This is a genomic window from Streptomyces piniterrae (assembly GCF_005048155.1).
Classification (GTDB): domain Bacteria; phylum Actinomycetota; class Actinomycetes; order Streptomycetales; family Streptomycetaceae; genus Streptomyces; species Streptomyces piniterrae.
Map to the genome: position 1 here is coordinate 54,885 of NZ_SUMB01000007.1, position 24,108 is coordinate 78,992.

The 24,108-nt window shown below is 71.9% G+C and carries 24 protein-coding genes; 16 read left to right on the forward strand and 8 right to left on the reverse strand.

Going from position 1 to position 24,108, the window contains the following annotated elements; translation table 11 throughout:
* The first annotated feature begins 85 nt into the window (after positions 1–85).
* The gene (locus FCH28_RS20675) at positions 86–1,228 is read left to right on the forward strand and encodes a glycosyltransferase family 4 protein (protein ID WP_136741564.1); all 1,143 of its coding nucleotides are present in this window, start codon (positions 86–88) and stop codon (positions 1,226–1,228) included.
* Between the two features lie 52 nt (positions 1,229–1,280).
* Here FCH28_RS20675 and FCH28_RS20680 read toward each other — a convergent pair whose 3' ends face one another.
* Positions 1,281–3,077: an AMP-dependent synthetase/ligase gene (locus tag FCH28_RS20680; RefSeq protein ID WP_136741565.1), complete on the reverse strand. Its 1,797-nt coding sequence runs from the start codon at positions 3,075–3,077 to the stop codon at positions 1,281–1,283.
* A gap of 287 nt (positions 3,078–3,364) precedes the next feature.
* Between FCH28_RS20680 and FCH28_RS20685 the strand changes: the two genes are divergently transcribed.
* From FCH28_RS20685 to FCH28_RS20710, 6 genes are all read left to right on the forward strand, one after another.
* Positions 3,365–4,129 carry a metallophosphoesterase family protein gene (locus FCH28_RS20685; RefSeq protein ID WP_136741864.1) on the forward strand — a complete coding sequence of 255 codons (765 nt, stop codon included), beginning with the start codon at positions 3,365–3,367 and terminating at the stop codon, positions 4,127–4,129.
* A 189-nt stretch (positions 4,130–4,318) separates the two neighbouring features.
* Entirely contained in the window at positions 4,319–4,813 is a 495-nt protein-coding gene (locus FCH28_RS20690; RefSeq protein ID WP_136741566.1) for an SRPBCC family protein, read from the forward strand.
* Positions 4,814–4,815: 2 nt separating this feature from the next.
* Complete coding sequence (locus FCH28_RS20695) at positions 4,816–6,021, forward strand: ArsA family ATPase (RefSeq protein WP_136741567.1); 1,206 nt, start codon at positions 4,816–4,818, stop codon at positions 6,019–6,021.
* 165 nt (positions 6,022–6,186) lie between these two features.
* Positions 6,187–6,675, forward strand: a complete 489-nt coding sequence (locus tag FCH28_RS20700) for a DUF5304 domain-containing protein (protein WP_136741568.1) — start codon at positions 6,187–6,189, stop codon at positions 6,673–6,675.
* Between the two features lie 55 nt (positions 6,676–6,730).
* Positions 6,731–7,672, forward strand: coding sequence for an ROK family glucokinase (locus FCH28_RS20705; RefSeq protein ID WP_136741569.1), 942 nt, complete (start codon positions 6,731–6,733; stop codon positions 7,670–7,672).
* An 85-nt stretch (positions 7,673–7,757) separates the two neighbouring features.
* Positions 7,758–8,516, forward strand: a complete 759-nt coding sequence (locus FCH28_RS20710) for an endonuclease/exonuclease/phosphatase family protein (protein WP_136741570.1) — start codon at positions 7,758–7,760, stop codon at positions 8,514–8,516.
* 2 nt (positions 8,517–8,518) lie between these two features.
* Here FCH28_RS20710 and FCH28_RS38555 read toward each other — a convergent pair whose 3' ends face one another.
* Positions 8,519–9,181 (reverse strand): hypothetical protein, encoded by a 663-nt coding sequence (locus tag FCH28_RS38555; RefSeq protein WP_136741571.1) that lies wholly within the window; start codon positions 9,179–9,181, stop codon positions 8,519–8,521.
* Positions 9,168–9,965, reverse strand: coding sequence for an alpha/beta hydrolase (locus FCH28_RS20720; RefSeq protein ID WP_187363885.1), 798 nt, complete (start codon positions 9,963–9,965; stop codon positions 9,168–9,170). Before FCH28_RS20720 ends, FCH28_RS38555 begins: the two co-directional genes overlap by 14 nt.
* Before the next feature lie 264 nt (positions 9,966–10,229).
* On the opposite strand from FCH28_RS20720, the gene FCH28_RS20725 reads away from it, so the two are divergent.
* From FCH28_RS20725 to FCH28_RS20745, 5 genes are all read left to right on the forward strand, one after another.
* Positions 10,230–11,006, forward strand: a complete 777-nt coding sequence (locus FCH28_RS20725) for a lysophospholipid acyltransferase family protein (RefSeq protein WP_136741573.1) — start codon at positions 10,230–10,232, stop codon at positions 11,004–11,006.
* 109 nt (positions 11,007–11,115) lie between these two features.
* Entirely contained in the window at positions 11,116–12,333 is a 1,218-nt protein-coding gene (macS, locus tag FCH28_RS20730) for a MacS family sensor histidine kinase (protein ID WP_136741865.1), read from the forward strand.
* Entirely contained in the window at positions 12,330–13,001 is a 672-nt protein-coding gene (locus FCH28_RS20735) for a response regulator (protein WP_136741574.1), read from the forward strand. The genes macS and FCH28_RS20735 overlap by 4 nt, the downstream gene beginning before the upstream one ends.
* A gap of 182 nt (positions 13,002–13,183) precedes the next feature.
* Positions 13,184–14,212, forward strand: a complete 1,029-nt coding sequence (locus FCH28_RS20740) for a 6-phosphofructokinase (RefSeq protein ID WP_136741575.1) — start codon at positions 13,184–13,186, stop codon at positions 14,210–14,212.
* Positions 14,213–14,372: 160 nt separating this feature from the next.
* Positions 14,373–15,389: a 2-hydroxyacid dehydrogenase gene (locus FCH28_RS20745; RefSeq protein ID WP_136741576.1), complete on the forward strand. Its 1,017-nt coding sequence runs from the start codon at positions 14,373–14,375 to the stop codon at positions 15,387–15,389.
* On the opposite strand, the gene FCH28_RS20750 is transcribed toward FCH28_RS20745, so the two are convergent.
* The 3 genes from FCH28_RS20750 to FCH28_RS20760 form a co-directional block, all read right to left on the reverse strand.
* Positions 15,355–17,307 carry an anthranilate synthase family protein gene (locus FCH28_RS20750; RefSeq protein ID WP_136741577.1) on the reverse strand — a complete coding sequence of 651 codons (1,953 nt, stop codon included), beginning with the start codon at positions 17,305–17,307 and terminating at the stop codon, positions 15,355–15,357. The genes FCH28_RS20745 and FCH28_RS20750 overlap by 35 nt on opposite strands.
* A 93-nt stretch (positions 17,308–17,400) precedes the next feature.
* On the reverse strand, positions 17,401–17,463 hold the full coding sequence (locus FCH28_RS40115) for a hypothetical protein (protein WP_136741866.1): 63 nt from the start codon (positions 17,461–17,463) through the stop codon (positions 17,401–17,403).
* Between the two features lie 22 nt (positions 17,464–17,485).
* The gene (locus tag FCH28_RS20760) at positions 17,486–18,316 is read right to left on the reverse strand and encodes an alpha/beta fold hydrolase (protein WP_246103056.1); all 831 of its coding nucleotides are present in this window, start codon (positions 18,314–18,316) and stop codon (positions 17,486–17,488) included.
* A gap of 156 nt (positions 18,317–18,472) precedes the next feature.
* Here FCH28_RS20760 and FCH28_RS38685 point away from each other — a divergent pair, with 156 nt between their 5' ends.
* From FCH28_RS38685 to FCH28_RS20780, 3 genes are all read left to right on the forward strand, one after another.
* On the forward strand, positions 18,473–20,023 hold the full coding sequence (locus FCH28_RS38685) for an aminotransferase-like domain-containing protein (RefSeq protein ID WP_222852444.1): 1,551 nt from the start codon (positions 18,473–18,475) through the stop codon (positions 20,021–20,023).
* A 105-nt stretch (positions 20,024–20,128) separates the two neighbouring features.
* Positions 20,129–21,472 carry a class II 3-deoxy-7-phosphoheptulonate synthase gene (locus FCH28_RS20775; protein ID WP_187363892.1) on the forward strand — a complete coding sequence of 448 codons (1,344 nt, stop codon included), beginning with the start codon at positions 20,129–20,131 and terminating at the stop codon, positions 21,470–21,472.
* Positions 21,473–21,610: 138 nt separating this feature from the next.
* Positions 21,611–21,874, forward strand: coding sequence for a (2Fe-2S)-binding protein (locus tag FCH28_RS20780; protein ID WP_136741580.1), 264 nt, complete (start codon positions 21,611–21,613; stop codon positions 21,872–21,874).
* A 12-nt stretch (positions 21,875–21,886) separates the two neighbouring features.
* Here FCH28_RS20780 and bfr read toward each other — a convergent pair whose 3' ends face one another.
* On the reverse strand, positions 21,887–22,363 hold the full coding sequence (bfr, locus tag FCH28_RS20785) for a bacterioferritin (RefSeq protein ID WP_136741581.1): 477 nt from the start codon (positions 22,361–22,363) through the stop codon (positions 21,887–21,889).
* A 147-nt stretch (positions 22,364–22,510) separates the two neighbouring features.
* Between bfr and FCH28_RS20790 the strand changes: the two genes are divergently transcribed.
* The gene (locus tag FCH28_RS20790; protein ID WP_136741582.1) at positions 22,511–23,143 is read left to right on the forward strand and encodes a sulfite oxidase-like oxidoreductase; all 633 of its coding nucleotides are present in this window, start codon (positions 22,511–22,513) and stop codon (positions 23,141–23,143) included.
* 31 nt (positions 23,144–23,174) lie between these two features.
* On the opposite strand, the gene FCH28_RS20795 is transcribed toward FCH28_RS20790, so the two are convergent.
* Complete coding sequence (locus FCH28_RS20795; RefSeq protein ID WP_136741583.1) at positions 23,175–24,083, reverse strand: deoxyribonuclease IV; 909 nt, start codon at positions 24,081–24,083, stop codon at positions 23,175–23,177.
* Positions 24,084–24,108: the final 25 nt, after the last annotated feature.

The following is a 24,108-nucleotide window of genomic DNA, read 5'->3' on the forward strand; positions in this document are numbered from 1 at the left end:
GTACCCTCGGCCGAGACCCAGACCCGCCCCATCGGACAAGGCCCCAGGCGCAGACAGCCCGCCGCCCGACCGTCGAGAGACCCGCGTGCACAAGACCCTGATCGTCACCAACGACTTTCCGCCACGGCCCGGCGGCATCCAGGCTTTCCTGCACAGCATGGCGCTGCGCCTGGACCCCACCCAGGTCGTCGTCTACGCCTCGACCTGGAAGCGGAGCGCGGAGGGCGTCGAGGCCACCGCCGCCTTCGACGCCGAGCAGCCGTTCCCGGTGATCCGGGACCGTACGACGATGCTGCTGCCCACGCCCCGGGTGACCCGGCGTGCCACCTCGCTGCTGCGCGAACACGGCTGCTCCGCCGTCTGGTTCGGCGCCGCCGCCCCCCTCGGCCTGATGGCGCCCGCGCTCCGCTCGGCCGGCGCGCGCCGCATCGTGGCGACCACCCACGGCCACGAGGCGGGCTGGGCGCAGCTGCCGGCCGCCCGTCAACTGCTGCGCCGGATCGGCGAGGGCACCGACACCCTCACCTACCTCGGCGAGTACACCCGCTCGCGGATCGCCGGGGCGCTCACCCCCGAGGCCGCCGCGCGGATGGTCCAACTCCCGCCCGGCGTCGACGAGAAGACCTTCCACCCCGGCTCCGGCGGCGACGCGGTACGGGCCCGGCTCGGCCTCGCCGGCCGCCCGGTCGTGGTGTGCGTCTCGCGTCTCGTCCCGCGCAAGGGCCAGGACACCCTCATCGAGGCGATGCCCGCCATCGTGGCCGCGGTGCCCGACGCGGTCCTGCTGATCGTCGGCGGCGGCCCGTACGAGAACGAGCTGCGCGCGCTGGCCGTGGCGAAGGGTGTCGGGGACTCGGTGCGCTTCACCGGCGCCGTCCCCTGGGACGAGCTGCCGGCCCACTTCGGCGCGGGCGATGTCTTCGCGATGCCGTGCCGCACCCGCCGCGGCGGGCTGGACGTCGAGGGCCTGGGCATCGTCTACCTGGAGGCGTCCGCCACGGGGCTCCCGGTGGTCGCGGGGGACTCCGGAGGCGCGCCGGACGCGGTCCTGGACGGGGAGACCGGCTGGGTGGTCCCTGGCGGCTCCCCGACGGCCGCCGCCGAGCGGATCGTCACGCTGCTCCAGGACCCGGCCCTGCGCCGTCGGATGGGCGACCGCGGCCGGATGTGGGTGGAGGAGAAATGGCGCTGGGACCTGCTGGCCGAGCGCCTCAGGGAACTGCTGTAGCGGTTTCCCCAGGTGTGGCGGTCCCCCTGGGACTCCCAGGGGGACGCACCGGCTAGCCGCGGTAGATCGCCTCGATCTCCTCGGCGAAGTCCTTGGCCACCACGTTCCGCTTCAGCTTCAGCGACGGCGTGACATGGCCCGACTCCTCGGTGAACTGGGTCGGCAGGATACGGAACTTGCGTACCGACTCGGCCTTCGAGACCGCCGCGTTGCCGTCGTCGACCGCGCGCTGCACGGCGGCCAGCAGCTCCGGGTCGTCGGCGAGCTCGGCCGGGGTCACACCGGCCGGGTGCCCGTGCTCCTCGGCCCAGCGCGGCAGGAACTCCTCGTCCAGGGTGATCAGCGCGCCGATGAACGGACGGGCGTCGCCGACGACCATGCACTCGGCGATCAGGGCGTGCGCCCTGATCCGGTCCTCGATCACCGCCGGGGCGACGTTCTTGCCGCCCGCCGTGACCAGTATTTCCTTCTTGCGCCCGGTGATGGCGAGGTAGCCGTCCTCGTCGAGGGTGCCGATGTCGCCGGTGTGGAACCAGCCGTCGGACAGGGCTTCCTTGGTGGCCGGCTCGTTGTTCCAGTACTCGGTGAAGAGGTGCTCGCCGTGCAGCAGCACCTCGCCGTCGTCGGCGATACGGACGACGGAGCCGGGCAGCGGCTGGCCGACGGTGCCGATCTTCTGGCGGTCCCAGGGGTTGAACGCGGTGGCCGCACAGGACTCCGTCAGGCCGTAGCCCTCCAGGGCGGTGAAGCCGATGCCGCGGTAGAAGTGGCCCAGGCGCTCACCGAGCGGGGCGCCGCCGGAGATGGCGTGGGTGGCGCGGCCGCCGAGGACGTTCCGCAGCTTGCCGTAGACCAGCCGGTCGAAGACCTTGTACTTGAACTTCAGGCCCAGGGACGGCCCGTCGGGCGTGTCCAGCGCGCGGCTGTAGGCGATCGCGGTGTCCGCCGCCTTGTCGAAGATCTTGCCCTTGCCCTCGGCCTGCGCCTTGGCGCGCGCCGAGTTGTAGACCTTCTCGAAGACCCGGGGCACGCCCAGGATCATCGTCGGCCGGAAGGAGGCCAGGTCGTCGGTGAGGTGCTTGATGTCCGGCGCGTGGCCCAGCTTGATCGGCGCCATGACCGAGGCGACCTGCACCAGGCGGCCGAAGACATGGGCAACGGGGAGGAAGAGCAGCACGGAGGACTCGCCGGTACGGAACAGCGGGCGCAAACGCTCGACGACGTTGCCGCACTCGGCGAAGAAGCTGCGGTGGCTGAGCACACAGCCTTTGGGACGCCCTGTGGTGCCGGAGGTGTAGACGATCGTGGCGGGCGAGTCCGCGTCGGCGATCGCGCTGCGCTCGTCCACCTCCTCGTCGGTGATCCCGTCGCCCGCGGCCCGCAGCCGGGCGATGGCGTCCCGCTCGATCTGCCAGACGTTCGCCAGCTCGGGCAGCCGGTCGCGGACCGACTCGACGGCTGCCTCGTGCGAGGGGGTCTCCACCAGGCAGGCCACCGCGCCCGAGTCGCCGAGGATCCACTGGATCTGCTCGGCGGAGCTGGTCTCGTACACGGGGACGGTGATCGCGCCGGCGCTCCAGATGGCGAAGTCCAGCAGCGTCCACTCGTAGCGGGTACGCGACATCAGGCCGACTCTGTCGCCGGGCCGGACACCGGAGGCCATCAGGCCCTTGGCGGCGGCGCGGACCTCGGCCAGGAAGGTGGCGGCGGTGACGTCCTGCCAGGCACCGTTCACCTTGCGGCCCACGACCGCGACATCAGGATGCTGCGCGGCATTTCGGCGGATCAGATCCGTCAGGTTGCCGTCCGCGGGGACCTCGTACAGGGCCGGAAGGCTGAACTCGCGCAAGACTGCTGCTCCTCATTGGCGCCGGCGCCACGACGCTGTGTGTACACCGGCTGCGGTCCATGATTCAGGCAGGGGGGATCGGACTGCCCGGACGTTACCCACCGGTATTGCTTCAGGGATAGGGGGGTACGGCCAGATGTTTGATGCGTCACATACATAGGGACACGCCATGGGGACTGCTTCGCGCAGACTAAACCAGGCCATTGGTGACCCGAAAGTAACCGCAGGTCCAGGAGGCCCTCCCGGGCGCGCCCCGCGGGATCTAGGGTGGCGCCATGCGTGTGCATGTGGTCAGTGACGTCCATGGCAACAGCCGGGACCTGGCGCGGGCCGGAATCGGCGCCGACGCCGTGGTCTGCCTCGGTGACCTGGTGCTCTTCCTTGATTACCACGACCATTCGCGCGGCATCTTCCCCGATCTCTTCGGCGTCGCGCACGCCGACACCCTGGTCGAACTGCGCACCGCCCGCCGCTTCGAGGAGGCCCGTGAGCTGGGCCGCAGGCTGTGGGGCGAGCTGGACGGCACGGGCCGGAGCCGGGAGTCGGTCATCGAGTCCGCGGTCCGCAAGCAATACGCGGAACTGTTCGCCGCGTTCCCCACACCCACGTACGCCACCTACGGCAATGTCGACATGCCGCGGCTGTGGCCGGAATACGCCGGACCTGGCACCACCGTCCTCGACGGGGAGCGGGTGGAGATCGGCGGCCGGGTCTTCGGCTTCATCGGCGGCGGACTGACCAGCCCGATGCGGACTCCCTACGAGATCAGCGACGAGGAGTACGCCGCCAAGATCGAGGCGGTCGGCGAGGTGGACGTGCTGTGCACGCATATCCCGCCGGACGTCCCCGAGCTCTGCTACGACACCGTCGCCCGCCGCTTCGAACGCGGCAGCGCCGCGCTGCTGCACGCCATCCGCCGTACCCGGCCCCGCTATTCGCTCTTCGGCCATGTCCATCAGCCGCTCGCCCGGCGGGCCCGGATCGGCGGTACGGAATGCGTCAACGTCGGGCACTTCAACGCGACCGGGACGCCGTACGTCCTGGAGTGGTGAGCCCGGCCGCACGGGGGCGGACGGCGTTCGGCGCCGGGGGCGGGCCGGTGGCCGATAGCGCACGGGCCCGTCGTACAGGGACCGCTGGTGTCCGCCCGCCGTTCGCCGCGCGGTAGCCTTCAGCAGCAGAGACACGGAATGTGACGCGAGTCGGCGGACCGGCATGAATCGGCATGGAGGAGCACGGCGATGGCCGAACACACCAGCTCGAGCATCACGATCGAGGCGGCACCCGCCGACGTGATGGGAGTGATCGCCGACTTTGACCGCTACCCGGAGTGGACCGGCGAGGTCAAAGAGGCGCAGGTGCTCGCCAAGGACGACCGGGGGCGCGCGGAGCAGGTCCGCCTGCTGCTGGACGCCGGCGCGATCAAGGACGACCACACCCTCGCCTACACCTGGACCGGTGACAACGAGGTCAGCTGGTCGCTGGTCAAGTCGCAGATGCTGCGCGCCCTCGACGGCTCCTACCGGCTCGCCGCGCTCGGCGACGGCAAGCGGACCGAGGTGACCTACCGCCTCACCGTCGACGTCAAGATCCCCATGCTGGGAATGATCAAGCGCAAGGCGGAGAAGGTCATCATCGAGCGGGCGCTGGAGGGTCTGAAGCGGCGCGTGGAGAGCGGTCCCGAGGGTGCCGCTGACGCCACCGGGAAGCCCACCGACGAGGCCAAGAAGCTCTGAGCGTGCGCACCCTTCTCGTCACCGGCCCCGGCGGCGCGGGCCGCACCACGCTCGCCGCCGCGACCGCCCTGGCCGGCGCCCGACGGGGAGCCCGCGTACTGCTGCTCACCACCGAGAGCGACACCGCGGAAACCGTGCTGGGCTCCGGGCGCCTCGCCGCCGACGCGCCCACCCCGATAGTCCCCGGACTGCACGCCCGCCGGATCGACCCCGGCGACCGCTTCCGCCGGGAGTTCCTCGCCTTCCAGGAACGCGCCGGGGTCGCCCTCGACCTGCTCGGCGCCGCCCCCCTCGAAGAGGACGAACTCACCGAACTCCCCGGCTCCGAAGCCTTCGCGCTGCTGCACGCCCTGCGCGCCGAACACGCCTCGGGCGCCTGGGACTTGGTCGTCGTCGACACCCCGCCGGCCGCCGAAACGATCCGGTTGCTGGCGCTGCCCGCCCAGGTCCGCCGCTATCTGCGCCGGCTGCTGCCGCCCGAACGCCAGGCCGCCCGCGCACTGCGCCCGGTCCTCGCCCAGCTCGCCGGCGTCCCGATGCCGGCCCAGAAGCTGTACGAGGCCGCCGAGCGCTGGGAGAGCGAACTCGCCGCCGTCCAGCGGGTGATCGACGACCCCGGCACCTCCGTACGCCTGGTCACCGAAGCCGGCCCGGTCGCCGCCGCCAACCTGCGCGGCCTGCGCGCCGGACTCGCACTGCACGGCCGTCGCACCGACGCCGTCCTCGTCAACCGGCTGCTGCCCACCGGTTCCGCCGACCCCTTCCTCGGCGCGCTCTCCGGCAGCCAGCAGTCCGCCCTCAAGGCGCTGCGCGAGGAATTCCCCGACGTGCCCGTCCACGAGGTGCCGCACCTGGGCCGCGACCCCCAGGGCGTCGAGGAGCTGGACGAGCTGATCGACGGGCCGACCGGCGAAATCGGCGACGGCGACCCCGCGGACCGGGCGCACCCCGACCCGTGGGCCGTCGAGGACCGCCTCGCCACCGACGGCATCCTCGTCTGGCGGGTGCCGCTGCCCGGCGCCGAGCGGGACGCCCTCGGCCTGGTGCGCCGCGGCGACGAGATCGTCGTCACCGTCGGCCGCTACCGCCGGATCCGTACGCTCCCCTCCGCACTGCGCCGCTGCACCGTCTCCGGCGCCGGGCTGCGGGACGGCGTCCTGGACATCCGCTTCACCCCCGATCCCGCGCTGTGGCCCGAGAGCCGCTGAACGGCCCGTGAGCCGTGAACGCCATACCACCATTCGGGTAACGTCGTGAGTGAGCGGCGCTCAGGGGCGCTCGTCGTGAGTACCCTTCCCGACCCGCCCCGCACACGCCGCTCGGCCGTACCACCCGCCGTACCCGCCGCGCCGCAGGAGTCCACGGAGTTCATCATGAGTGATGCCACCGAGCGTCCCGCCGACCGCCAGGCCGATGTCGATGCCGATGCCTGGGCGACGGCCTGCGCCGAGGACCTCGCCGCGCTCAAGGCCCGCCGCCGCGCGGAGAACGGCCAGCAGCCCGGCAGCGCCGCCGACGAGCTGCGCAAGCTCGCCGAGGCGGTGACCGAGAAGCTCAGCGGCATCCAGCTGCCCGGCGCGCTGGGCGGGATCGCCGCGCAGGGCGCCGTCAACCAGCTCTTCCGGCAGGCCAAGGCCGCCGTCGAGCCGGTCATCGAGCGCAACCCGGAGATCTTCGACCACCTCGCCGCGGCCGGCTCCGAGCTGCTCGCCGCCTACCGCTCGGCCGTCGAGAGCAGCGAGCGCCGCTGGACCCGCGAGGACCTCGGCGACCGGCCCGGCGGCACCACCGGAACGAACCGCGGCGACGATCCCCGCGACGACGACGGTCCCACCGGCACCGAGCGCATCGATCTCGACTGACCTCGTCTCCGGTACGGTTGGTCCCGGCGGGGTTCGAGCGAATACTGAGGGACACATGGGACTCACCATCGGCGTCGACATCGGCGGCACGAAGATCGCGGCCGGCGTGGTCGACGAAGAGGGCTCGATCCTTGAGACGTGCACGGTGCCGACCCCGCAGGCCACCGACGCGCTGACCGAGGCCATCGCGGACGCCGTCCGGAAGGTAGGGGCCGACCACCAGATCGAGGCGGTCGGTATCGGCGCCGCCGGCTATGTCGACGAGAAGCGGGCCACGGTCCTCTTCGCGCCCAACATCGACTGGCGTCACGAACCGCTCAAGGACAAGGTCGAGCAGCGCGTCGGCCTCCCCGTCGTCGTCGAGAACGACGCCAACGCAGCGGCCTGGGGCGAGTACAAGTTCGGCGCCGGCCAGGGCCACAGCGACGTCATCTGCATCACCCTGGGCACCGGCCTGGGTGGCGGCATCATCATCGGCAACAAGCTGCGCCGCGGCCGGTTCGGCGTCGCCGCCGAGTTCGGCCACATCCGGGTCGTCCCCGACGGCCTGCTCTGCGGCTGCGGCAGCCAGGGCTGCTGGGAGCAGTACGCGTCCGGGCGCGCCCTGCTGCGCTACGCCCGCCAGCGTGCCTTCGCCACCCCCGAGAGCGCGCAGATCCTGCTGGGCCTGGGCGACGGCACCTCCGAGGGCATCCAGGGCAAGCACGTCAGCGAGGCCGCCCGCAAGGGCGACCCGGTCGCCATCGACTCCTTCCGCGAGCTGGCCCGCTGGGCCGGCGCCGGCCTCGCCGACCTGGCCTCGCTCTTCGACCCGTCCGCCTTCATCGTCGGCGGCGGCGTCTCGGACGAGGGCGAACTGGTCCTCGACCCGATCCGCAAGTCCTTCCGCCGCTGGCTGGTCGGCAACCAGTGGCGCCCGCACGCCCAGGTACTCGCCGCCCAGCTGGGCGGCAAGGCGGGACTGGTGGGCGCCGCCGACCTGGCCCGCCAGGGCTAGCACGCCGGCAGCGGCCGCTCATCCGTAGGGCAACGGCCCGTCGCGTCCCGGGGACGCGACGGGCCGTTGCCCTATCTTGGCGCGGGTGACCTTACCGTTGAACCCGCTCCCCGACTCCCACACCGATCCCGACGGTTCGGCCGTCATCCGGGTGCTCAGCTACAACATCCGCTCGATGCGCGACGACCGGGCCGCGCTGGCCCGGGTCATCAGGGCCTGCGCCCCCGACCTCGTGCTGATCCAGGAGGCGCCGCGGTTCTTCCGCTGGCGCAAGGCCGCCGAGCGGCTGGCCCGCGCGTCCGGCCTGGTCCATGTCACCGGCGGCGGGACGACCGCGGGCCCGATGATCCTCTCCACCCTGCGCGCCCATGTGGAGCGCACGGAGGACATCCTGCTGCCCCGTACCCCCGGCCTCCACCAGCGCGGTTTCGCGACCGCCGTGGTACGGATCGGCCGGGCCCGGCTCGGTGCGCTCAGCTGCCATCTCAGCCTCGCCGCCGAGGAGCGTTACGAGCAGGCCGGGCTGCTCCTGGAACGGCTGGCGCGGCTGGACGTCCCGCACGCGGTCGCCGGGGGCGACCTCAACGACCGGCCGGACGGCCGGAGTTTCCGGCGGCTGGCGGGCGCGCTCACCGACGGCTGGACGGCGAAGCCGTGGGGCGGCGAGTTCACCTCCACGCCCCATGACCCGCATCAGCGGATCGACGCGGTGTTCACGACGGCGGGGGTGGAGGTGCTCGGCTGCGGGGTGCCGCACGGCCTGCCGGGCGTACACGAGGCGGATCTCAGGGCCGCCACGGACCATCTGCCGGTGCTGGCGGCGCTGCGGGTGCCGGCCGGCTGAGGTCAGACCACCGCGCCGCTGCCCGGCGTCCCGTCGTCGTCCTCGTCGTCGTTCTTCATCCGGGCCACCAGGGTGGCGAAGCCGCCGAGGAAGCCGCCGATGCCCAGGACCGTGATCCACCATGTCACCGGCTGCTGGAGCAGCATCATCAGCACCAGCAGCAGCGGACCGCCGAGCACCGCGATCCAAGCGAACTTGGTGGTGACGTCGGCGTGCGGCAGCGGCGGCGGTTCGGGCGGGGTGAAGTGCCCCTCGTCCGTCTCGTCGAAGTCGTCGTCGGACGGTTCGGCGGTGCTCCAGTCGCGCGGTCCGACACCGGGGGCGTAGACGATGAAGCTGCCAGGACGGGAGGCGTCGCCGCCGGACTTCGCGTCGCCGGATTTCGCATCGTCGGAGCCGGGGCCGGAGCCGGGGCTGGAGCCGGAGCCGGAGCCGGGACCGGACGCGGACCCGGGACCGGGTGCGGCCCCGGCGTCGTCGCCCGCCGCCGCGCTGCCCGCGGCCTTCCCGTCGCCGTCCCCGTTCCTGCCGCCGTCCTTCTCCCCGTCCGTGCCGTCATCCGTCGTGGGGAACTCCGGCTGCTCGCCGTAGCCCGCGACGATCTCGGCCCACGCGGCCTCTTCGTCCAGCGGGTCCCGGGGATCGCGGGGGCTACGCTCCGCCACTGGCCGCCGCCTCCTCCTCGACGGTGCCCGCGTGTGCTTCCGGCGCGAGCCGGGTGATGAAGGCGAGGGTCTCCCGGAAGATCTGCTCCGCGTCGTGGTCGAGCGTCGCGACGTGGTAGCTGCGCTCCAGGAGGGTCTGCCGTACGTCCGTGGAGGACACCCGGCTCAGGATGCGCTCGGAGTCCACGGGCGGTACGACATGGTCCTGCGGGCTGGTCATCACCAGCAACGGCTGGGTGACGCGGGGGAGTTCGGAGTCGACCTGCTGGAAGAACCGGCGCAGCGAGTGCGCCGCGTGCAGCGGCACCCGGTCGTAGCCGACCTCCTCCGCGCCCGGCTTGGCGATGTCGCTCGCGATCCCCTTGGTCGTCCGTACGAGGTGGCGCAGCGCCGGCAGCAGCGGCGCCGCCGCGTCGTGCACCTTGTTGCCGGGGTTGACCAGGGCCAGCCCGCTGATCGCGGCGCCGTGTTTGGCGGCCAGCCGCAGCGCCAGGGCACCGCCCATGGACAGCCCGCAGACGAAGACCTTGGCGCACCGCTCGGTCAGCGCCCGCAGTTCGCGGTCGACCTCGGCGTACCAGTCCTGCCAGGTGGTGAGCTGGAGGTCCTGCCAGCGGGTGCCGTGTCCCGGCAGCAGCGGGAGCGAGACGGTCAGCCCGTGGTCGGCGAGATGTTCGGCCCAGGGGCGTACGGACTGGGGGGAGCCGGTGAAGCCGTGGCATACGAGAACGCCGACCTCTCCGCCGTCACGGCGGAACGGCTCGGCTCCGGGAAGCAGCGGCACCAGGGGACTCCGATCGATGAAGGGGGCCGGCGAGTTACCCCAGGGTACGCGGAGGGGCCCCGGCCGGATAGGTCCGACGGGGGCCGCCGGACGGGTAAGTCGGCACTCCCGTCCCGGGCGCCCGTCGGGACCCGTGCCCGGCGCCCGGCGGGCCGTCGCGGCCCGGTCGCGCCCGCTCGCCGCCCCGTCGCGACCGGCGGGGCGCCGGGGCAGGTTAATCTCTTTGCGTCACACACAGGAGGCAGTCGGTTGATCTACGGCGCAATGAAGTTTTCCATCGGCGGGTCGCTGAAGCTTGCCTTCAGGCCCTGGGTGGAAGGCATCGAGAACATTCCCGCCGAGGGTCCGGCGATCCTCGCGAGCAACCATCTGTCCTTCTCGGACTCCTTCTTCCTGCCCGCGGTGCTCGACCGGAAGGTCACCTTCATCGCGAAGGCCGAGTACTTCACCTCCCCGGGCGTCAAGGGGAAGCTGACGGCGGCGTTCTTCAAGGGCGTGGGCCAGCTCCCGGTGGACCGCTCGGGCGGCCGGGGCGCGGGCGAGGCGGCGATCAAGAGCGGCATCGAGGTGCTGGAGCGCGGTGAGCTGTTCGGCATCTACCCGGAGGGCACCCGCTCCCCGGACGGCCGGCTCTACCGCGGCAAGCCCGGCGGTCTGGCGCGGGTCGCGCTGGCCACCGGGGCGCCGGTGATCCCCGTCGCGATGATCGACACCGAGAAGGTGCAGCCTCCGGGCAAGATCGTGCCGAAGATGATCCGGCCGGGCATCCGCATCGGCAAGCCGCTGGACTTCACCCGCTATCAGGGCATGGAGGGCGACCGCTTCATCCTGCGGTCGGTCACCGACGAGGTCATGTACGAGATCATGAAGCTGTCCGGCCAGGAGTACGTCGACATCTACGCGACGGCGGCGAAGCGCCAGATCGCCGAGGCGAAGGCGGAGGCGGCGAAGAAGAAGGCGGAGGCCGAGAAGGCCGAGAAGGCCGCGCAGTCCGGGCACGCCGCAGGGAACAAGTCGGGCAAGGGCAAGAGCAAGGGCTAGGCCGAGGCCGGGGCGTGGAGATGCCCGGCAGGGGGTGGGGGCCGGTATGACGGATGCCGCGATACGGACCGTGGACAGGCGGAAGGGCAAGCGCCCGAAAGTGCTGCGGATGTCCGTCGAGCTTCCACTGTGGCGCGCGCTCACCGGCTACCGGATCCTCACCCTCGGCTACACCCTCGTCCTGGTCACGCTCTCCTACGACCAGTACGCCCATCCGCTGGGCGCCGCCGCCTACATGGGCGCGCTCACCCTCTGGATGGTGCTGACCTGGCGGCATACGACCGCCAGGGAGCGCTGCACCAGGCAGTTCCTGATCGCCGACCTGTCCTTCGCGGTCGGCGGCATCCTCATCACCCCGCTGATCGACACCCACGCCCGCATCATGGACGGGGGGCCCACGCTGCCGTCCATCTGGACGGCGGGCGCGGTCCTGGGCTTCGCGATCAAGGGCGGCTGGCGGTGGGCCGCGGCTGCTTCCGCCGCGGTCGCCGTGGCCAATCTCGTCGAACGCCAGGAGTTCGCCCGCGACACCATCCACAACGTGGTCCTGGTGTGGGTGGCCAGCGTCGCCATCGGCTATGTCGTCGAGGTGGCCCGCACCAGTGAGCGCACCCTCGCCCGCGCGCTGCAGATCGAGGCCGCCACCCGGGAACGGGAGCGGCTGGCCCGCGACATCCACGACAGTGTGCTCCAGGTGCTGGCGATGGTGCAGCGGCGCGGTGCCGCGATCGGCGGGGAGGCCGCCGAGCTCGGCCGGATGGCGGGCGAACAGGAGGTCGCGCTGCGGACGTTGGTCTCCAGCGGGCTGGTGCCGCCGCAGCGCGGGGCGGAAATGCCGGGCACCGCCGGGGTGTTGGGCACGAAGGCGCCCAGGACCGGTACGCCGCCGGAGGACCGGCCCGGTGCGCCGTGCGACATCCGGGCGCTGCTCGCGCCGTACGCGGGTGCCGGGATCACCTTCTCCGAGCCGGGTGCCCCGGTCGAGCTGCCGGCCGTCGCGGCGGCGGAGCTGACGGCCGCTGTCGGTGCCGCGTTGGACAATGTGCGGGTGCACGCGGGGGCCGGCGCCCACGCGTGGATCCTGGTGGAGGACGAACCGGACGCGGTGATCGTGACGGTGCGCGACGACGGCCCCGGCATCCCCGAGGGCCGGCTCGCCGACGCCGAGCGCGAGGGCCGTCTCGGGGTGGCCCTCTCGATCCGCGGGCGGCTGCGGGATCTGGGCGGCAGCGCCGACTGGATCTCGGTTCACGGACAGGGCACGGAAGTGGAGTTGAAGGTCCCCAAGGGCGGTGCGCCCGGGGGCGGCAGAGGGGGGAAGACGTGAGTGAGCAGGCGGGCCTGAAGGTGATGGTGGTCGACGACCACCCGATGTGGCGCGACGCGGTCGCGCGGGATCTGGCGGAGGCCGGGTTCGACGTGGTGGCGACGGCCGGGGACGGCCTCCAGGCGGTGCGCAGGGCGCAGGCCGCGGCGCCCGATGTGCTGGTGCTGGACCTCAATCTGCCGGAGCTGCCCGGCGTCCGGGTGTGCAAGGAGCTGGTCGGCGCCAATCCGGCGCTGCGGGTGCTGGTGCTCTCCGCGAGTGGCGAGCACGCCGACGTCCTGGAGGCGGTCAAGTCCGGGGCGACCGGCTATCTGCTGAAGTCGGCGAGCACCGAGGAACTGCTCGACGCGGTGCGCCGCACCGCGGTCGGCGACCCGGTGTTCACCCCGGGTCTGGCCGGTCTGGTGCTCGGCGAGTACCGCAGGCTGGCGACGGAGCCGGCCCCGGCGGCGCCCGACGAGCCCGGCGCTCCGCAGCTGACGGACCGGGAGACCGAGGTGCTGCGCCTGGTCGCCAAGGGCCTCTCGTACAAGCAGATCGCCGAGCGGCTGGTCATCTCGCACCGCACGGTGCAGAACCACGTCCAGAACACCCTCGGCAAGCTGCAGTTGCACAACCGCGTGGAGCTGGTGCGGTACGCGATCGAGCGCGGCCTCGACGACGCGTAGCGGGCGGCGTAGACCCATCCGGTCCCGCTCGTACGGGTGAACGCATCTTCTCAACTCCCCGATATTTCCGCGAAATCGGACATCACCCCATCCCGGAGTGACCCAGATCACCATTAGCGTGAGCCGGGTCGGCTCATTCACGGCCGTGTGCGCGGCCCTGACGGGATGTAGGTGAGGCAACGATGCGGGTCGGAGTACTGACCGGCGGCGGCGACTGCCCCGGTCTCAACGCGGTGATCCGGGGCGCCGTCCGCAAGGGCACCCAGGAGCACGGATACGAGTTCATCGGTTTCCGGGACGGCTGGCGCGGCCCGCTGGACGGCGACACGGTCCCGCTGGACATCGCGGCGGTCCGCGGCATCCTGCCCCGTGGCGGCACGATCCTGGGCTCTTCGCGGACCAACCCGTTCAAGGTGGACGACGGCATCCGCCGGATCAACGACACCCTCGCGAAGGAGGAGGTCGAGGCGCTGATCGCGATCGGCGGGGAGGACACCCTCGGCGTCGCCGCCCGGCTCCACGAGGAACACGGCGTGCCCTGCGTCGGCGTCCCCAAGACCATCGACAACGACCTCTCGGCCACCGACTACACCTTCGGCTTCGACACCGCCGTCGGCGTCGCCACCGAGGCCATCGACCGGCTGCACACCACCGCCGAATCCCATATGCGGGTGCTGGTGGTGGAGGTGATGGGCCGGCACGCCGGCTGGATCGCGCTGCACTCGGGCCTGGCGGGCGGGGCGAACGTCATCCTCATCCCCGAGCAGCGCTTCGACGTCGAGCAGGTCTGCCGCTGGATCGAGTCCCGCTTCAAGGTCCGCTACGCCCCGATCGTGGTCGTCGCCGAGGGGGCGATGCCCAAGGACGGCCAGATGGTGCTCAAGGACGAGTCGAAGGACTCCTTCGGACACGTCCGGCTGTCGGGTGTGGGGGAGTGGCTGGCCAAGGAGATCGAGCAGCGCACCGGCAAGGAGGCCCGCACGACGGTGCTCGGGCACACCCAGCGCGGCGGTACGCCCAGCGCCTTCGACCGCTGGCTGGCCACCCGCTTCGGGCTGCACGCCATCGACGCGGTGCGGGACGGCGACTTCGGCAAGATGGTCGCGCTGCGCGGCACGGAGATCGTCCGGGTGCCGATCGCGGAGGCGACCGCGAAGCTGAAGACCGTCGATCCGTCGCTGTACTCGGAGGTCGGCGTGTTCTTCGGCTAGCCGGGCCGGGCCGGGCCGGGTCGGGCCGCTCCCTCCCCGCTCCGGACGGCGTCGTCGAGCGATGGGCCGTATATTCGGCCTATCGCTCGAAAACGGGAAGAAACCCCGAAAGCGGGGAGAACACGGGGAAACCCACCTATCCGGATCGGCGGGAGCAGTCGTGGAGATCGTTGCCTTCGGCGTGCAGGCGGACGAGCAGCCGCTGCTGGAGAGGGCCTTCGAAGGCCGTCACCAGATCCGCAGCCTGGATGTCTTCCTCAACCGCGACACCGCCCCCATCGCGCGCGGCTACGAGATCGTCAGCACCAGCGTCAACGCCGATCTGAGCGCGGACGTCCTGCAGACCCTCTCGGCCGGCGGCACCAAGATGATCGCCCAGCGCTCCACGGGCTTCAACAACATCGATCTGGAGGCCGCGGCCGACCTCCTCATGACCATCGGCCGGGTCTCCTCCTACTCGCCCTACGCGGTCGCCGAATTCGCCTGGGGCCTGACGCTGGCCGTGAACCGGCGGATCGTACGGGCCGCCAACCGCACCCGTAACTTCGACTTCCGGCTGGACGGCCTCATGGGCCGCGATCTGCGCGGCCGTACGGTCGGGGTGATGGGCACCGGCAAGATCGGCGAGGCGTTCACCCGGATCGCCCATGGCATCGGGATGAACCTGCTCGGCTGGGACATCGTCGAGAACCCGCGCTGTATCGAGCTGGGCCTGAAGTACGTCGGCAAGGAGCAGCTGTTCGCCGAGGCGGATCTGATCACCCTGCATGTGCCGCTGGTGGAGGCCACCCGCCATCTCATCGACGCCGACGCGCTGGCCGCGATGAAGGACGACGCGATCCTGGTCAACTCCAGCCGTGGCGGGCTGATCGACACCGCCGCCCTCGTCGAGACCCTCAAGGCCGGCCGGCTCACCGGCGTCGGCCTGGACGTCTACGAGGAGGAGGCCGGGCTGTTCTTCTTCGACCGGTCCCTGGACGTGATCAACGACGACACCCTGGCCCGCCTGATGACGTTCGGAAACGTGCTGGTCACCTCACATCAGGCGTACTTCACGGAGGAAGCGGTCGGCCAGATCATCGAGGCCACCGTGACCAATGTCCAGGACTACCTGGCCGGCCGCACCAACGAGAACATGCTGGTCACACAAGGACAGCTGCCAGCAGCTGCGCGGTGACCGAGGCGCCGTCCAGGGTCAGCACCGACTCGGGGTGGAACTGCACGCCGGCGAAGCCGGGCCCGCGCAGCGCGTGCACCTCGCCGGTCGCCGCGTCCCGGCTCAACTCGACGCGGTGCATGGCCAGTTCGGCCGCCGTCGTGTCATCGCAGCGGGCCGTGAAGGTGTTGTAGAAGCCGACCGTCTCCGGGCGCCCGAAGAAGTCGATCCGCTCCTGCGCGCCCTGGAACGGGACGTCCTTGCGGACGATCTCCAGCCCCAGCTCCGCGGCGAGCAGCTCGTGCCCGAGGCAGACGCCGAGGAGACCGTGGCGGTGGCCGGCGACGAGCTCCGCCGTCAGCGCGCGCAGAAACCGCATCTTGGGGTCGGCCGCGTCGGACGGATCGCCCGGACCCGGGCCCAGCACCACCGGCCCCTCATGCGCGACGGCGGCCTCGCGCAGCCCCGGCTCGTCGTAGCGGCGGACGGTGACGGACAGGCCCGAGGTGCGCAGCAGATGCGCCAGCATCGCGGTGAAGGTGTCCTCGGCGTCGACGACCAGCGCATGGCCGCTCAGCGCGGCGGTCGGCGCAGTGGTCCGCATCCGCAGCCAGAAGGGCGCGAGGTCGGCGCGGCGGGCGTCCAGCGCGGCCCGCACCCGCGGGTCGTCGGCCAGCCGCGGCGGCTCCCCGCCGGCCGCCGGGAGCGCGGGGGCCTCCCGTACGCCCAGCGCGGTGAGCACCCCCGCGGCCTTGGCGTGCGTCTCGGCGACCTCGCTGTGCGGGTCGGAGGCGCGGACCAGGGTGGCGCCCACCGGGACGCGCAGTCTGCCCCCGGCCGCGATGTCGGCGGTACGGATCAGGATCGGCGAGTCCAGCGTCTGGGCGCCTCCGGCGTCCCTGCCGATCAGCGCCAGCGCGCCCGCGTAGTAGCCGCGCCCGCGCCCGTCGGGACCGACCGGCTCATGGCGCTCGATGACCCGGCAGGCGTTCTGCACCGGCGACCCGGTGACCGTCGCCGCGAACATGGTCTCCCTGAGCACCTCCCGCACATCGAGGGTGGACCGGCCGCGCAGCTCGTATTCGGTATGCGCGAGATGGGCCATTTCCTTGAGCCGGGGTCCGATCACCACCCCGCCCTTGTCGCCGACGGTGCACATCATCTTCAGCTCTTCGTCGACCACCATGGACAGCTCCTCGACCTCCTTGCGGTCGCCGAGGAACGCCAGCAGGCTCTCGGGGGTGGGGCCGCCGACCGGGTAGCGGTAGGTGCCGCTGATCGGGTTCATCACCACCGTTCCGCCGGTCATCCGGACATGCACCTCGGGGCTGGCGCCGACCAGGGTGCGCACCCCGGGCCGGTGGACGACATAAGTCCAGTAGGCGCCGCGCTCACCGGCCAGCAGCCGGCGGAACAGGGCCAGCGCGTCGGCCGCCGAGAAGTCGGGAATCTGCCCCTCGAAGGTCCTGCGGATGACGAAGTTCGCACCCTCGCCGGTGCCGATCTCGTCCCTGACCACCCGCCCGACGATCTCCGCGTACGCCTCGTCGGCCACGTCGAACGCCCCTTCCGTGACCCGTACGTCATGCGCGGGAAGGGCCGCCAGCACCTCGTCCAGGGGCAGTTCGGCGGTCTCCCGGGGCCGGAGTACGGCCAGCGGGGTGCCGTCGTCGTGGGCGCGGAAGCCGCGCTCGCGGATCTGCCGGAACGGGATCAGCGCCAGCGCGTCGGTCACCGGCGCGGCCGGAACGCCGTCACCCAGCGGGATGTCGGCCAGCCGCTCGACCTCCGCCACCTCGCCGATCAGCACCTCGATGGCGGCGGGGCCGGGCTCCCGCCCGTGGGAGCGGCGGCGCAGCAGGGCGAACGGCGGGCAGTCGGGGTCGAGCAGCCGCTGGACGAGCGCGGCGGCGGTCGGTGCGAGGGGCTCGGGGTGCATGGCGGTTCCTTCCGGGTGGGGAGGAACGGCCGGCGCAAACGCCGAAGGCCGCCCCTCGGGCGGCCTTCGCGGAGTGTGTGTGGTGCGCGCGAATCAGTGGGCCGCCGGATGGGCGGTCCACCACCAGTTCATGTTCATGGCCGGTTGCGCGTACATGGTGGGCACCCTACCCGACGCCCTACGGGAGGGTGGCCAGGAATTTCGCGAGCGCTTCGTTGAACTGGCCGGGCTGCTCCAGGTTCGGCATGTGGGCGGCGTCGTCGATGACGGTGAGCGTCGCGTCCGGGATGTGCCAGTGCAGGAACTCCGCGTCGGAGACCGGGGTGTACTCGTCGTCCTCGCCGACGACGACCAGCGTGGGCACCGTGATCCGCCCCAACAGCTCGGTGTAGTCCAGCCGTTCGGCGCGGCCGCGGAGCGCCGCCGCGGCTCCCGCGGGCGGCGCTCCGAGCATCATCCGGCGGACGTGCGCGGCGACCTCCGGCTGCCGCTCGATGTTGTACCGGGCGACCATCTTGTCCAGCACCTCGTCCGTGTAGCCGGCCATGCCCTCGCCCAGCAGCCGGTCGGCGATGGCGTTACGGATCGCCCTGCCCTCGGGGGTCTCGCCCCGCGCGAAGGTGTCGGCCAGCACCAGACCGCGCAGCCGCTGCGGGAACAGCCTGGCGAACTCCATGACGATCTGGCCGCCCATCGACAGTCCGCCGAGCACGATCCGCTCCGCCGCCAGGCCCAGCGCGTCCAGCAGCGCGGCGAGGTCGTGGGCGAAGGTCTCCAGGTAGGTGATCCCGGGGACGACCGTCGTGGTGCCGTATCCGCGCAGATCCGGGGCGATCACCCGCCAGCCGGCGTCCGGTCCGGCGGCGGCCCCGAAGGTCTCGATCTGCGGCGTCCACATCGTGCGGTCGAAGGGATGGCCGTGGACGAGTACGAGGGGGGCTCCGGCGCCCCGGTCCTCGTATCCGATGGTGATCCCGTTGACGTCCTTCGCGTACGACGTGCTCGGCACAACCCGCCCCTTTCGCCTGCCAGTTGGCTCCCTGCCCCTTGACGGCTCGATGCTATGAGGCAGACAATCTCGGTGCAATAAAAACATTGCGCTCGGTGCAATATGGCTGGGAAGTGCCGAGCTTTCGTGAGGGGCGAGCGAGAGGCGGACGGGGCCATGGCCACAGAGGACTACCAGCGCATCGCCGACCGGGTCGCGGCCGATATCGCCGCCGGGCGGCTGCGCCCCGGCGACCGGCTCCCCGCCCAGCGTGCCTTCGCCCGCCGGTACCGGATCGCCAACTCCACCGCCACCCGCGTCTACCGCGAACTGGCCCGCCGCGGCCTGACCGTCGGCGAGGTCGGCCGGGGCACCTACGTCCGCGCCGCACAGCACGCGCCGGGGCCCGCGCTCGCCGAACCCGCCGCCCCGGCCGCCGGCACCCGCGTCAACCTCGAACTCAACTACCCCGTCGTGCCCGAACAGGCCGCCCTGCTCGCCGCGGGCATCACGCCACTGCTGCGGCCCGACGCCCTCGGCGCGGCGATGGGACCCGTCGGCCCGGCCGGCACCCCGGCGGCCCGCACCGCAGCGGCCGCCCTCCTCGCCCGCACGGGCCTGGCCGCCGACCCCGACCGGATCCTGTTCGCCGGCAACGGGCGGCAGGCGGTGGCCGGCTCCGTTGCCGCACTGGTACCCCCGGGCGGCCGGCTGGGCGTCGAAGCGTTCACCTATCCGCTGGTCAAGGGCATCGCGGCGCGGATCGGCGTGACGCTCGTGCCGCTCGCGACGGACGAGTACGGGCTGCGCCCCGACGCGGTACGCGCCGCCCACCGCTCCGCCCCGCTGCGCGCGCTCTACCTCCAGCCCACCCTCCACAATCCGCTCGGCGTGACCATGCCGCCCCACCGCCGCACCGAACTGGCCGAGACCCTGGACGAGCTGGACCTGTGGGCGGTCGAGGACACGATCTGGGCCTTCCTCCAGGAGGACGCGGCGGCGGGCGGCGAGCGGGCCGAAGGGGAGGCCGGTGAGCGGGAGGAGGCCCCGTGGGAGGAGCTCCGCGCCGGGTACCGGGCGGAGCCGGCCGGGGGCCCGGCCGTACCCGGAGTGCCGCTCGGTCCCGGGCTGCCGCTCCGGCCCGGCGTGCCCTTCCCGCCCGCCCTGCCGCTGCCGCCGCTCGCCGCGTACGCGCCCGAGCGCACCGTCCTCGTCGACAGCCTCTCCAAGCGGCTGGCCCCCGGCCTGACCGTCGGCCTGGTCCTCGCGCCGGGCCCGCTGACCGACAAGGTGGCCGCCGCACTGCGCTCCGGCGGCTGGACCGCGCCCGGCTTCCCCCTGGAGGCGGTCACCCGCTGGCTGGCCGACGGCACCGTGGACCGCATCGCCCGCGCCAAGCGCCGGGACGCCGCCGCCCGGCAGGCGCAGGTCCGCGAGCACCTCGCGGGGTTCGACGTACGCAGCGACCCGCGGTCCTACTTCGCCTGGTGGCAGCTGCCGGACGGCTGGCGGGCGGAGAGCTTCCTGGCCGCCGCCGCCCGGCGCGGTATCGCCGTCACCCCGGCCACCGCCTTCGCGGTCGCCCCCGAGGGCGCCCAGGGCACCGCGCCCGCGCCGAACGCCGTACGCCTCGGCCTGGCCGGCGCTCCCATGGACGTGCTGCCCTACGCGCTGAAGACGCTCGCGGCCGTCGCCCGCGGCGCTCCGGACGACGCGCTCCCGGAATGACGGGCCGGGGCCGGGCCGTCCGCGTCTTCGGATGTGGACCCTGTCTCATAGTGCGGTCGTCGTGCTGGACGCCCGCCGGGACCCCGTAATGTTGGGCATGTGACCGTGAACGCTGAAACCCACGCCGGTGGCAACACCTGGCGAGACCTGCCCGCGGCGCAGCAGCCTGACTGGCCGGACCAAGAGGCTCTGCGCGATGTGATCGCGGAGCTCGAGTCCTATCCGCCGCTCGTCTTCGCGGGCGAGTGCGACCAGCTGCGCGAGCGCCTGGGAGCCGTCGCCCGTGGTGAGGCGTTCCTGCTCCAGGGCGGCGACTGCGCGGAGGCCTTCGACGCCGTATCCGCCGAGCACATCCGGAACAAGCTCAAGACGCTCCTCCAGATGGGCGCCGTACTGACCTACGCCGGCTCCGTCCCGGTGGTCAAGGTCGGCCGGATCGCCGGCCAGTACAGCAAGCCCCGCTCCAAGCCGACCGAGACCCGCGACGGGGTGACGCTGCCGACCTACCGCGGCGACTCCGTCAACGGCTTCGAGTTCACCGAGGCGGCCCGTATCCCGGACCCGCAGCGGCTCAAGCGGATGTACCACGCCTCCGCTGCGACGCTGAACCTGGTGCGCGCCTTCACCACCGGCGGCTACGCCGACCTGCGCCAGGTGCACGCCTGGAACCAGGACTTCGTGAAGTCCTCGCCCTCCGGGCAGCGCTACGAGGCGCTGGCCCGCGAGATCGACCGGGCGATGAACTTCATGAACGCCTGCGGGGTGGATCCGGAGGAGTTCCGGACCGTCGAGTTCTACGCCTCGCACGAGGCGCTGATCCTGGACTACGAGTCGTCGCTGACCCGCACCGACTCGCGCACCGGCCACCTCTACGACGTGTCGGGCCACATGGTCTGGATCGGTGAGCGCACCCGCCAGCTGGACGGGGCGCACCTGGAGTTCGCGTCGAAGATCCGCAATCCGATCGGCGTGAAGCTCGGCCCGACCACCACCCCGGAGGACGCGCTCACCCTCATCGAGCGCCTCGACCCGGACCGTGAGCCCGGCCGGCTGACCTTCATCACCCGGATGGGCGCGGACAAGGTCCGTGACAAGCTCCCCGAGCTGGTCGACAAGGTCACCGCCTCCGGCGCCCAGGTCGCGTGGATCTGCGACCCGATGCACGGCAACACCTTCGAGGCGGCCTCGGGTCACAAGACCCGCCGCTTCGACGATGTGCTGGACGAGGTCAAGGGCTTCTTCGAGGTCCACAAGGGCCTCGGCACCCACCCGGGCGGCATCCACGTCGAGCTGACCGGTGACGACGTCACGGAGTGCGTGGGCGGCGGCGACGAGATCTTCGTCGACGATCTGCACCAGCGCTACGAGACGGCCTGCGACCCGCGGCTCAACCGCAGCCAGTCGCTGGACCTGGCGTTCCTGGTGGCGGAGATGTACCGCGACCAGTAGCTCGTACGAAGACACAACAGTGGGGCGCGGATCCTGTGATCCGCGCCCCACCGCGTTGTGGAGCACCCGCCGTGACAGGTAAGGTAAGGGTTACCTCACTCAAGATCAGCCGGATCGACGAGCCAATCCTCCTCGGGGGTGAACCGCGTGTACGTCTGCTCATGCTTCGGGATCACCGAGCAGCAGGTCCGCGACCACGCGGATTCGGGTGCCTGCACGCCCCGCCAGATCGCCTCCGCCTGCAAGGCCGGCACCGACTGCGGCAACTGCGTGCGCCGCATCCAGGCACTGCTCGGCCGCGGCGCCTGCCCCCGGCGTGAGCTCATCGACAACGGCGCGTCCGAGCCGCTGGTCGCGGAGGAGGCCGAAGCGGTGCTCGCGGGGCTCCCGGGGGCCGCGTAGCCCGTCGGCCCGTCAGCTCGGCTGCTCGATCAGCTGGGCGATGTAGAGCCCCTCCCCGAGCTTCTCGACCAACTCCAGCTGGGTGTCGAGATAGTCGATGTGGTGCTCCTCGTCCGCGAGGATGCTCTCGAAGATATTCGCCGACGTGATGTCGCCCTTGTTGCGCATCACCTCGATACCGCGCTTGAGCCGGTCGATCGCCTCGACCTCCACCTGCCGGTCCGCCTGGAACATCTCGGTGACGGTCTGGCCGACGCGCACATGGAACAGCCGCTGGTAATTCGGCAGCCCTTCGAGGAAGAGAATGCGGTCGGTCAGCACCTCGGCATGCTTCATCTCGTCGAACGACTCGCTGCGGGTGTACTTCGCGAGCTTCGTCCAGCCGAAGTTCTCCTGCATCTTGGCGTGCAGGAAGTACTGGTTGATCGCGGTCAGCTCGGCAGTCAGCTGCTCGTTGAGGAATTCGATGACCTCGGGGTCGCCCTGCATGGCAGCGGGCTCCTTCCGCGCGTGAACTGGGCAGATGCCGCGCATCCTCGCACCGCCCGGAGCGAGCCGTCCAGTAAGTTCACGCTTAGTGCGAGTTGCCCGAATCCGTCCGTCCCTGGTCATCGGCACCCCTCCCGGTCTGACAACATGGAGGGCATGGGTCAGCCGGAACGCCGCGAACAGGAGCATCCTCAGCTCCCTCCGGGGCAGCGACTTCAGCGGGGCTGGCCGGTGACGCATTACGGGCCGGTTCCGAAGTTCCGCCCCGAGCGCTGGGAGTTCCGGGCCTTCGGCGCCACCGCGGACGGCGGCAAGCACTGCTGGTCGCATGAGGAATTCACGGCACTGCCGTATTCGACGGTCGTCTCCGATATGCACTGCGTGACCAAATTCAGCATGCTGGGCGCCGAATGGGGCGGGGTCCGCACACAGACGATCCTGGAGCTCGCGCCGCCCGCGCCGGATGTCACCCATGTGATGGTGTGGGCCGAGTACGGATTCAGCTCGAATTTGCGGCTGGCGGATTTCGCCGCGGAGAACTGCATCTTCGCCACGCACCGCTCCGGAGAACTGCTCACCGCCGAACACGGCTTTCCGGTACGGCTGATCGTCCCGCACCTGTACGCCTGGAAGGGCCCCAAATGGGTCCGCGGCATCGAGTACATGACGGCGGACCGCCGCGGCTTCTGGGAGGAGCGCGGCTACCACAACCTCGGCGACCCGTGGCGTGAACAGCGCTACTCCTACCAGGAGGAGCCGGGCGAGGGCCCCGAGCTCTGAGCCGGGGCCCGCACCGTGACGCGTGGCTCCGCTACGAAGAGGCCGACGCGCGCAGCTCCTTCAGGCGGGCCACATCCGCCGCATGCCCCTCCTTGCCGCCGGGTGTCTCGATCACCAGAGGGACGCCGGCGGTCGCCGGGTGCCGGAACAGTTCCCCGAACGGCTCCGCGCCGAGGTGCCCGGCGCCGATGTTGGCGTGCCGGTCCTTGCGCGCGCCGGCCACGTCCTTGGAGTCATTGGCGTGGATCAGCTTCAGCCGCCCCTCGCCGGTGACCTCCACCAGCTCGTCCAGCAGCGCCTTCATCCCGCCCGGCGCCGCCATGTCGTGACCGGCCGCGAAGGCATGGCAGGTGTCGAGGCAGACCCCGAGCCTGGGGTGCCGGTCGAGCGCCTCGAAGTACGGCCCGAGATCCTCCGCCAGCGAGCACAGCGACGCCCCCTGGCCCGCCGTCGGCTCCAGCAGCAACCACGGGTCGTCGTCCCGCGTCAGCTCGTCCAGCAGCGGCCGCAGCCGCTCCCTGACCTGCGCCAGCGCCTGCGCGCGAGGGCGCCCGCCGGTCGCCGAGCCGGTGTGCACGACGACCCCGAGCGCGCCGATCTCCCGGCCGCGGCGCAGCGAGTGCCGCAGCGACGCCACGGACTTCTCGACGGTCGCCTCGGTGTGCGAGCCGAAGTTGATCAGATACGGCGCATGCACATACGCCGGGATGCCGTCCCGCGCACAGGCGGCCCGGAACGCCTCGTCCTGCCCGGGGTTGCCGGGCGGCGTCGCCCAGCCGCGCGGATTGGCCACGAAGACCTGCACGGTCTCGGCGCCCATCTCGGCGGCGTACGGAAGGCCGACCTTGGCCAGGCCGCCGGCCACCGGCACATGGCCGCCGACCGGATTACGGGCACGGGCACGCCGCTCGGCGCGCTCTGGGAACGGGGGAGTACTCACGCTCCCAGGGTGCCAGGGACCCGAA

What these genes read in the sequence shown, in the direction of transcription:
- FCH28_RS20690 (WP_136741566.1), top strand. Translation starts at nt 4,319, where the DNA reads ATGGCCGAACACACCAGCTCGAGCATCACGATCGAGGCGGCACCCGCC.
- FCH28_RS20700 (WP_136741568.1), top strand. Translation starts at nt 6,187, where the DNA reads ATGAGTGATGCCACCGAGCGTCCCGCCGACCGCCAGGCCGATGTCGAT.
- FCH28_RS20705 (WP_136741569.1), top strand. Translation starts at nt 6,731, where the DNA reads ATGGGACTCACCATCGGCGTCGACATCGGCGGCACGAAGATCGCGGCC.
- FCH28_RS20725 (WP_136741573.1), top strand. Translation starts at nt 10,230, where the DNA reads ATGAAGTTTTCCATCGGCGGGTCGCTGAAGCTTGCCTTCAGGCCCTGG.
- macS (WP_136741865.1), top strand. Translation starts at nt 11,116, where the DNA reads ATGTCCGTCGAGCTTCCACTGTGGCGCGCGCTCACCGGCTACCGGATC.
- FCH28_RS20740 (WP_136741575.1), top strand. Translation starts at nt 13,184, where the DNA reads ATGCGGGTCGGAGTACTGACCGGCGGCGGCGACTGCCCCGGTCTCAAC.
- FCH28_RS20750 (WP_136741577.1), bottom strand. Translation starts at nt 17,307, where the DNA reads ATGCACCCCGAGCCCCTCGCACCGACCGCCGCCGCGCTCGTCCAGCGG.
- FCH28_RS38685 (WP_222852444.1), top strand. Translation starts at nt 18,473, where the DNA reads ATGGCCACAGAGGACTACCAGCGCATCGCCGACCGGGTCGCGGCCGAT.
- bfr (WP_136741581.1), bottom strand. Translation starts at nt 22,363, where the DNA reads ATGCAGGGCGACCCCGAGGTCATCGAATTCCTCAACGAGCAGCTGACT.
- FCH28_RS20790 (WP_136741582.1), top strand. Translation starts at nt 22,511, where the DNA reads ATGGAGGGCATGGGTCAGCCGGAACGCCGCGAACAGGAGCATCCTCAG.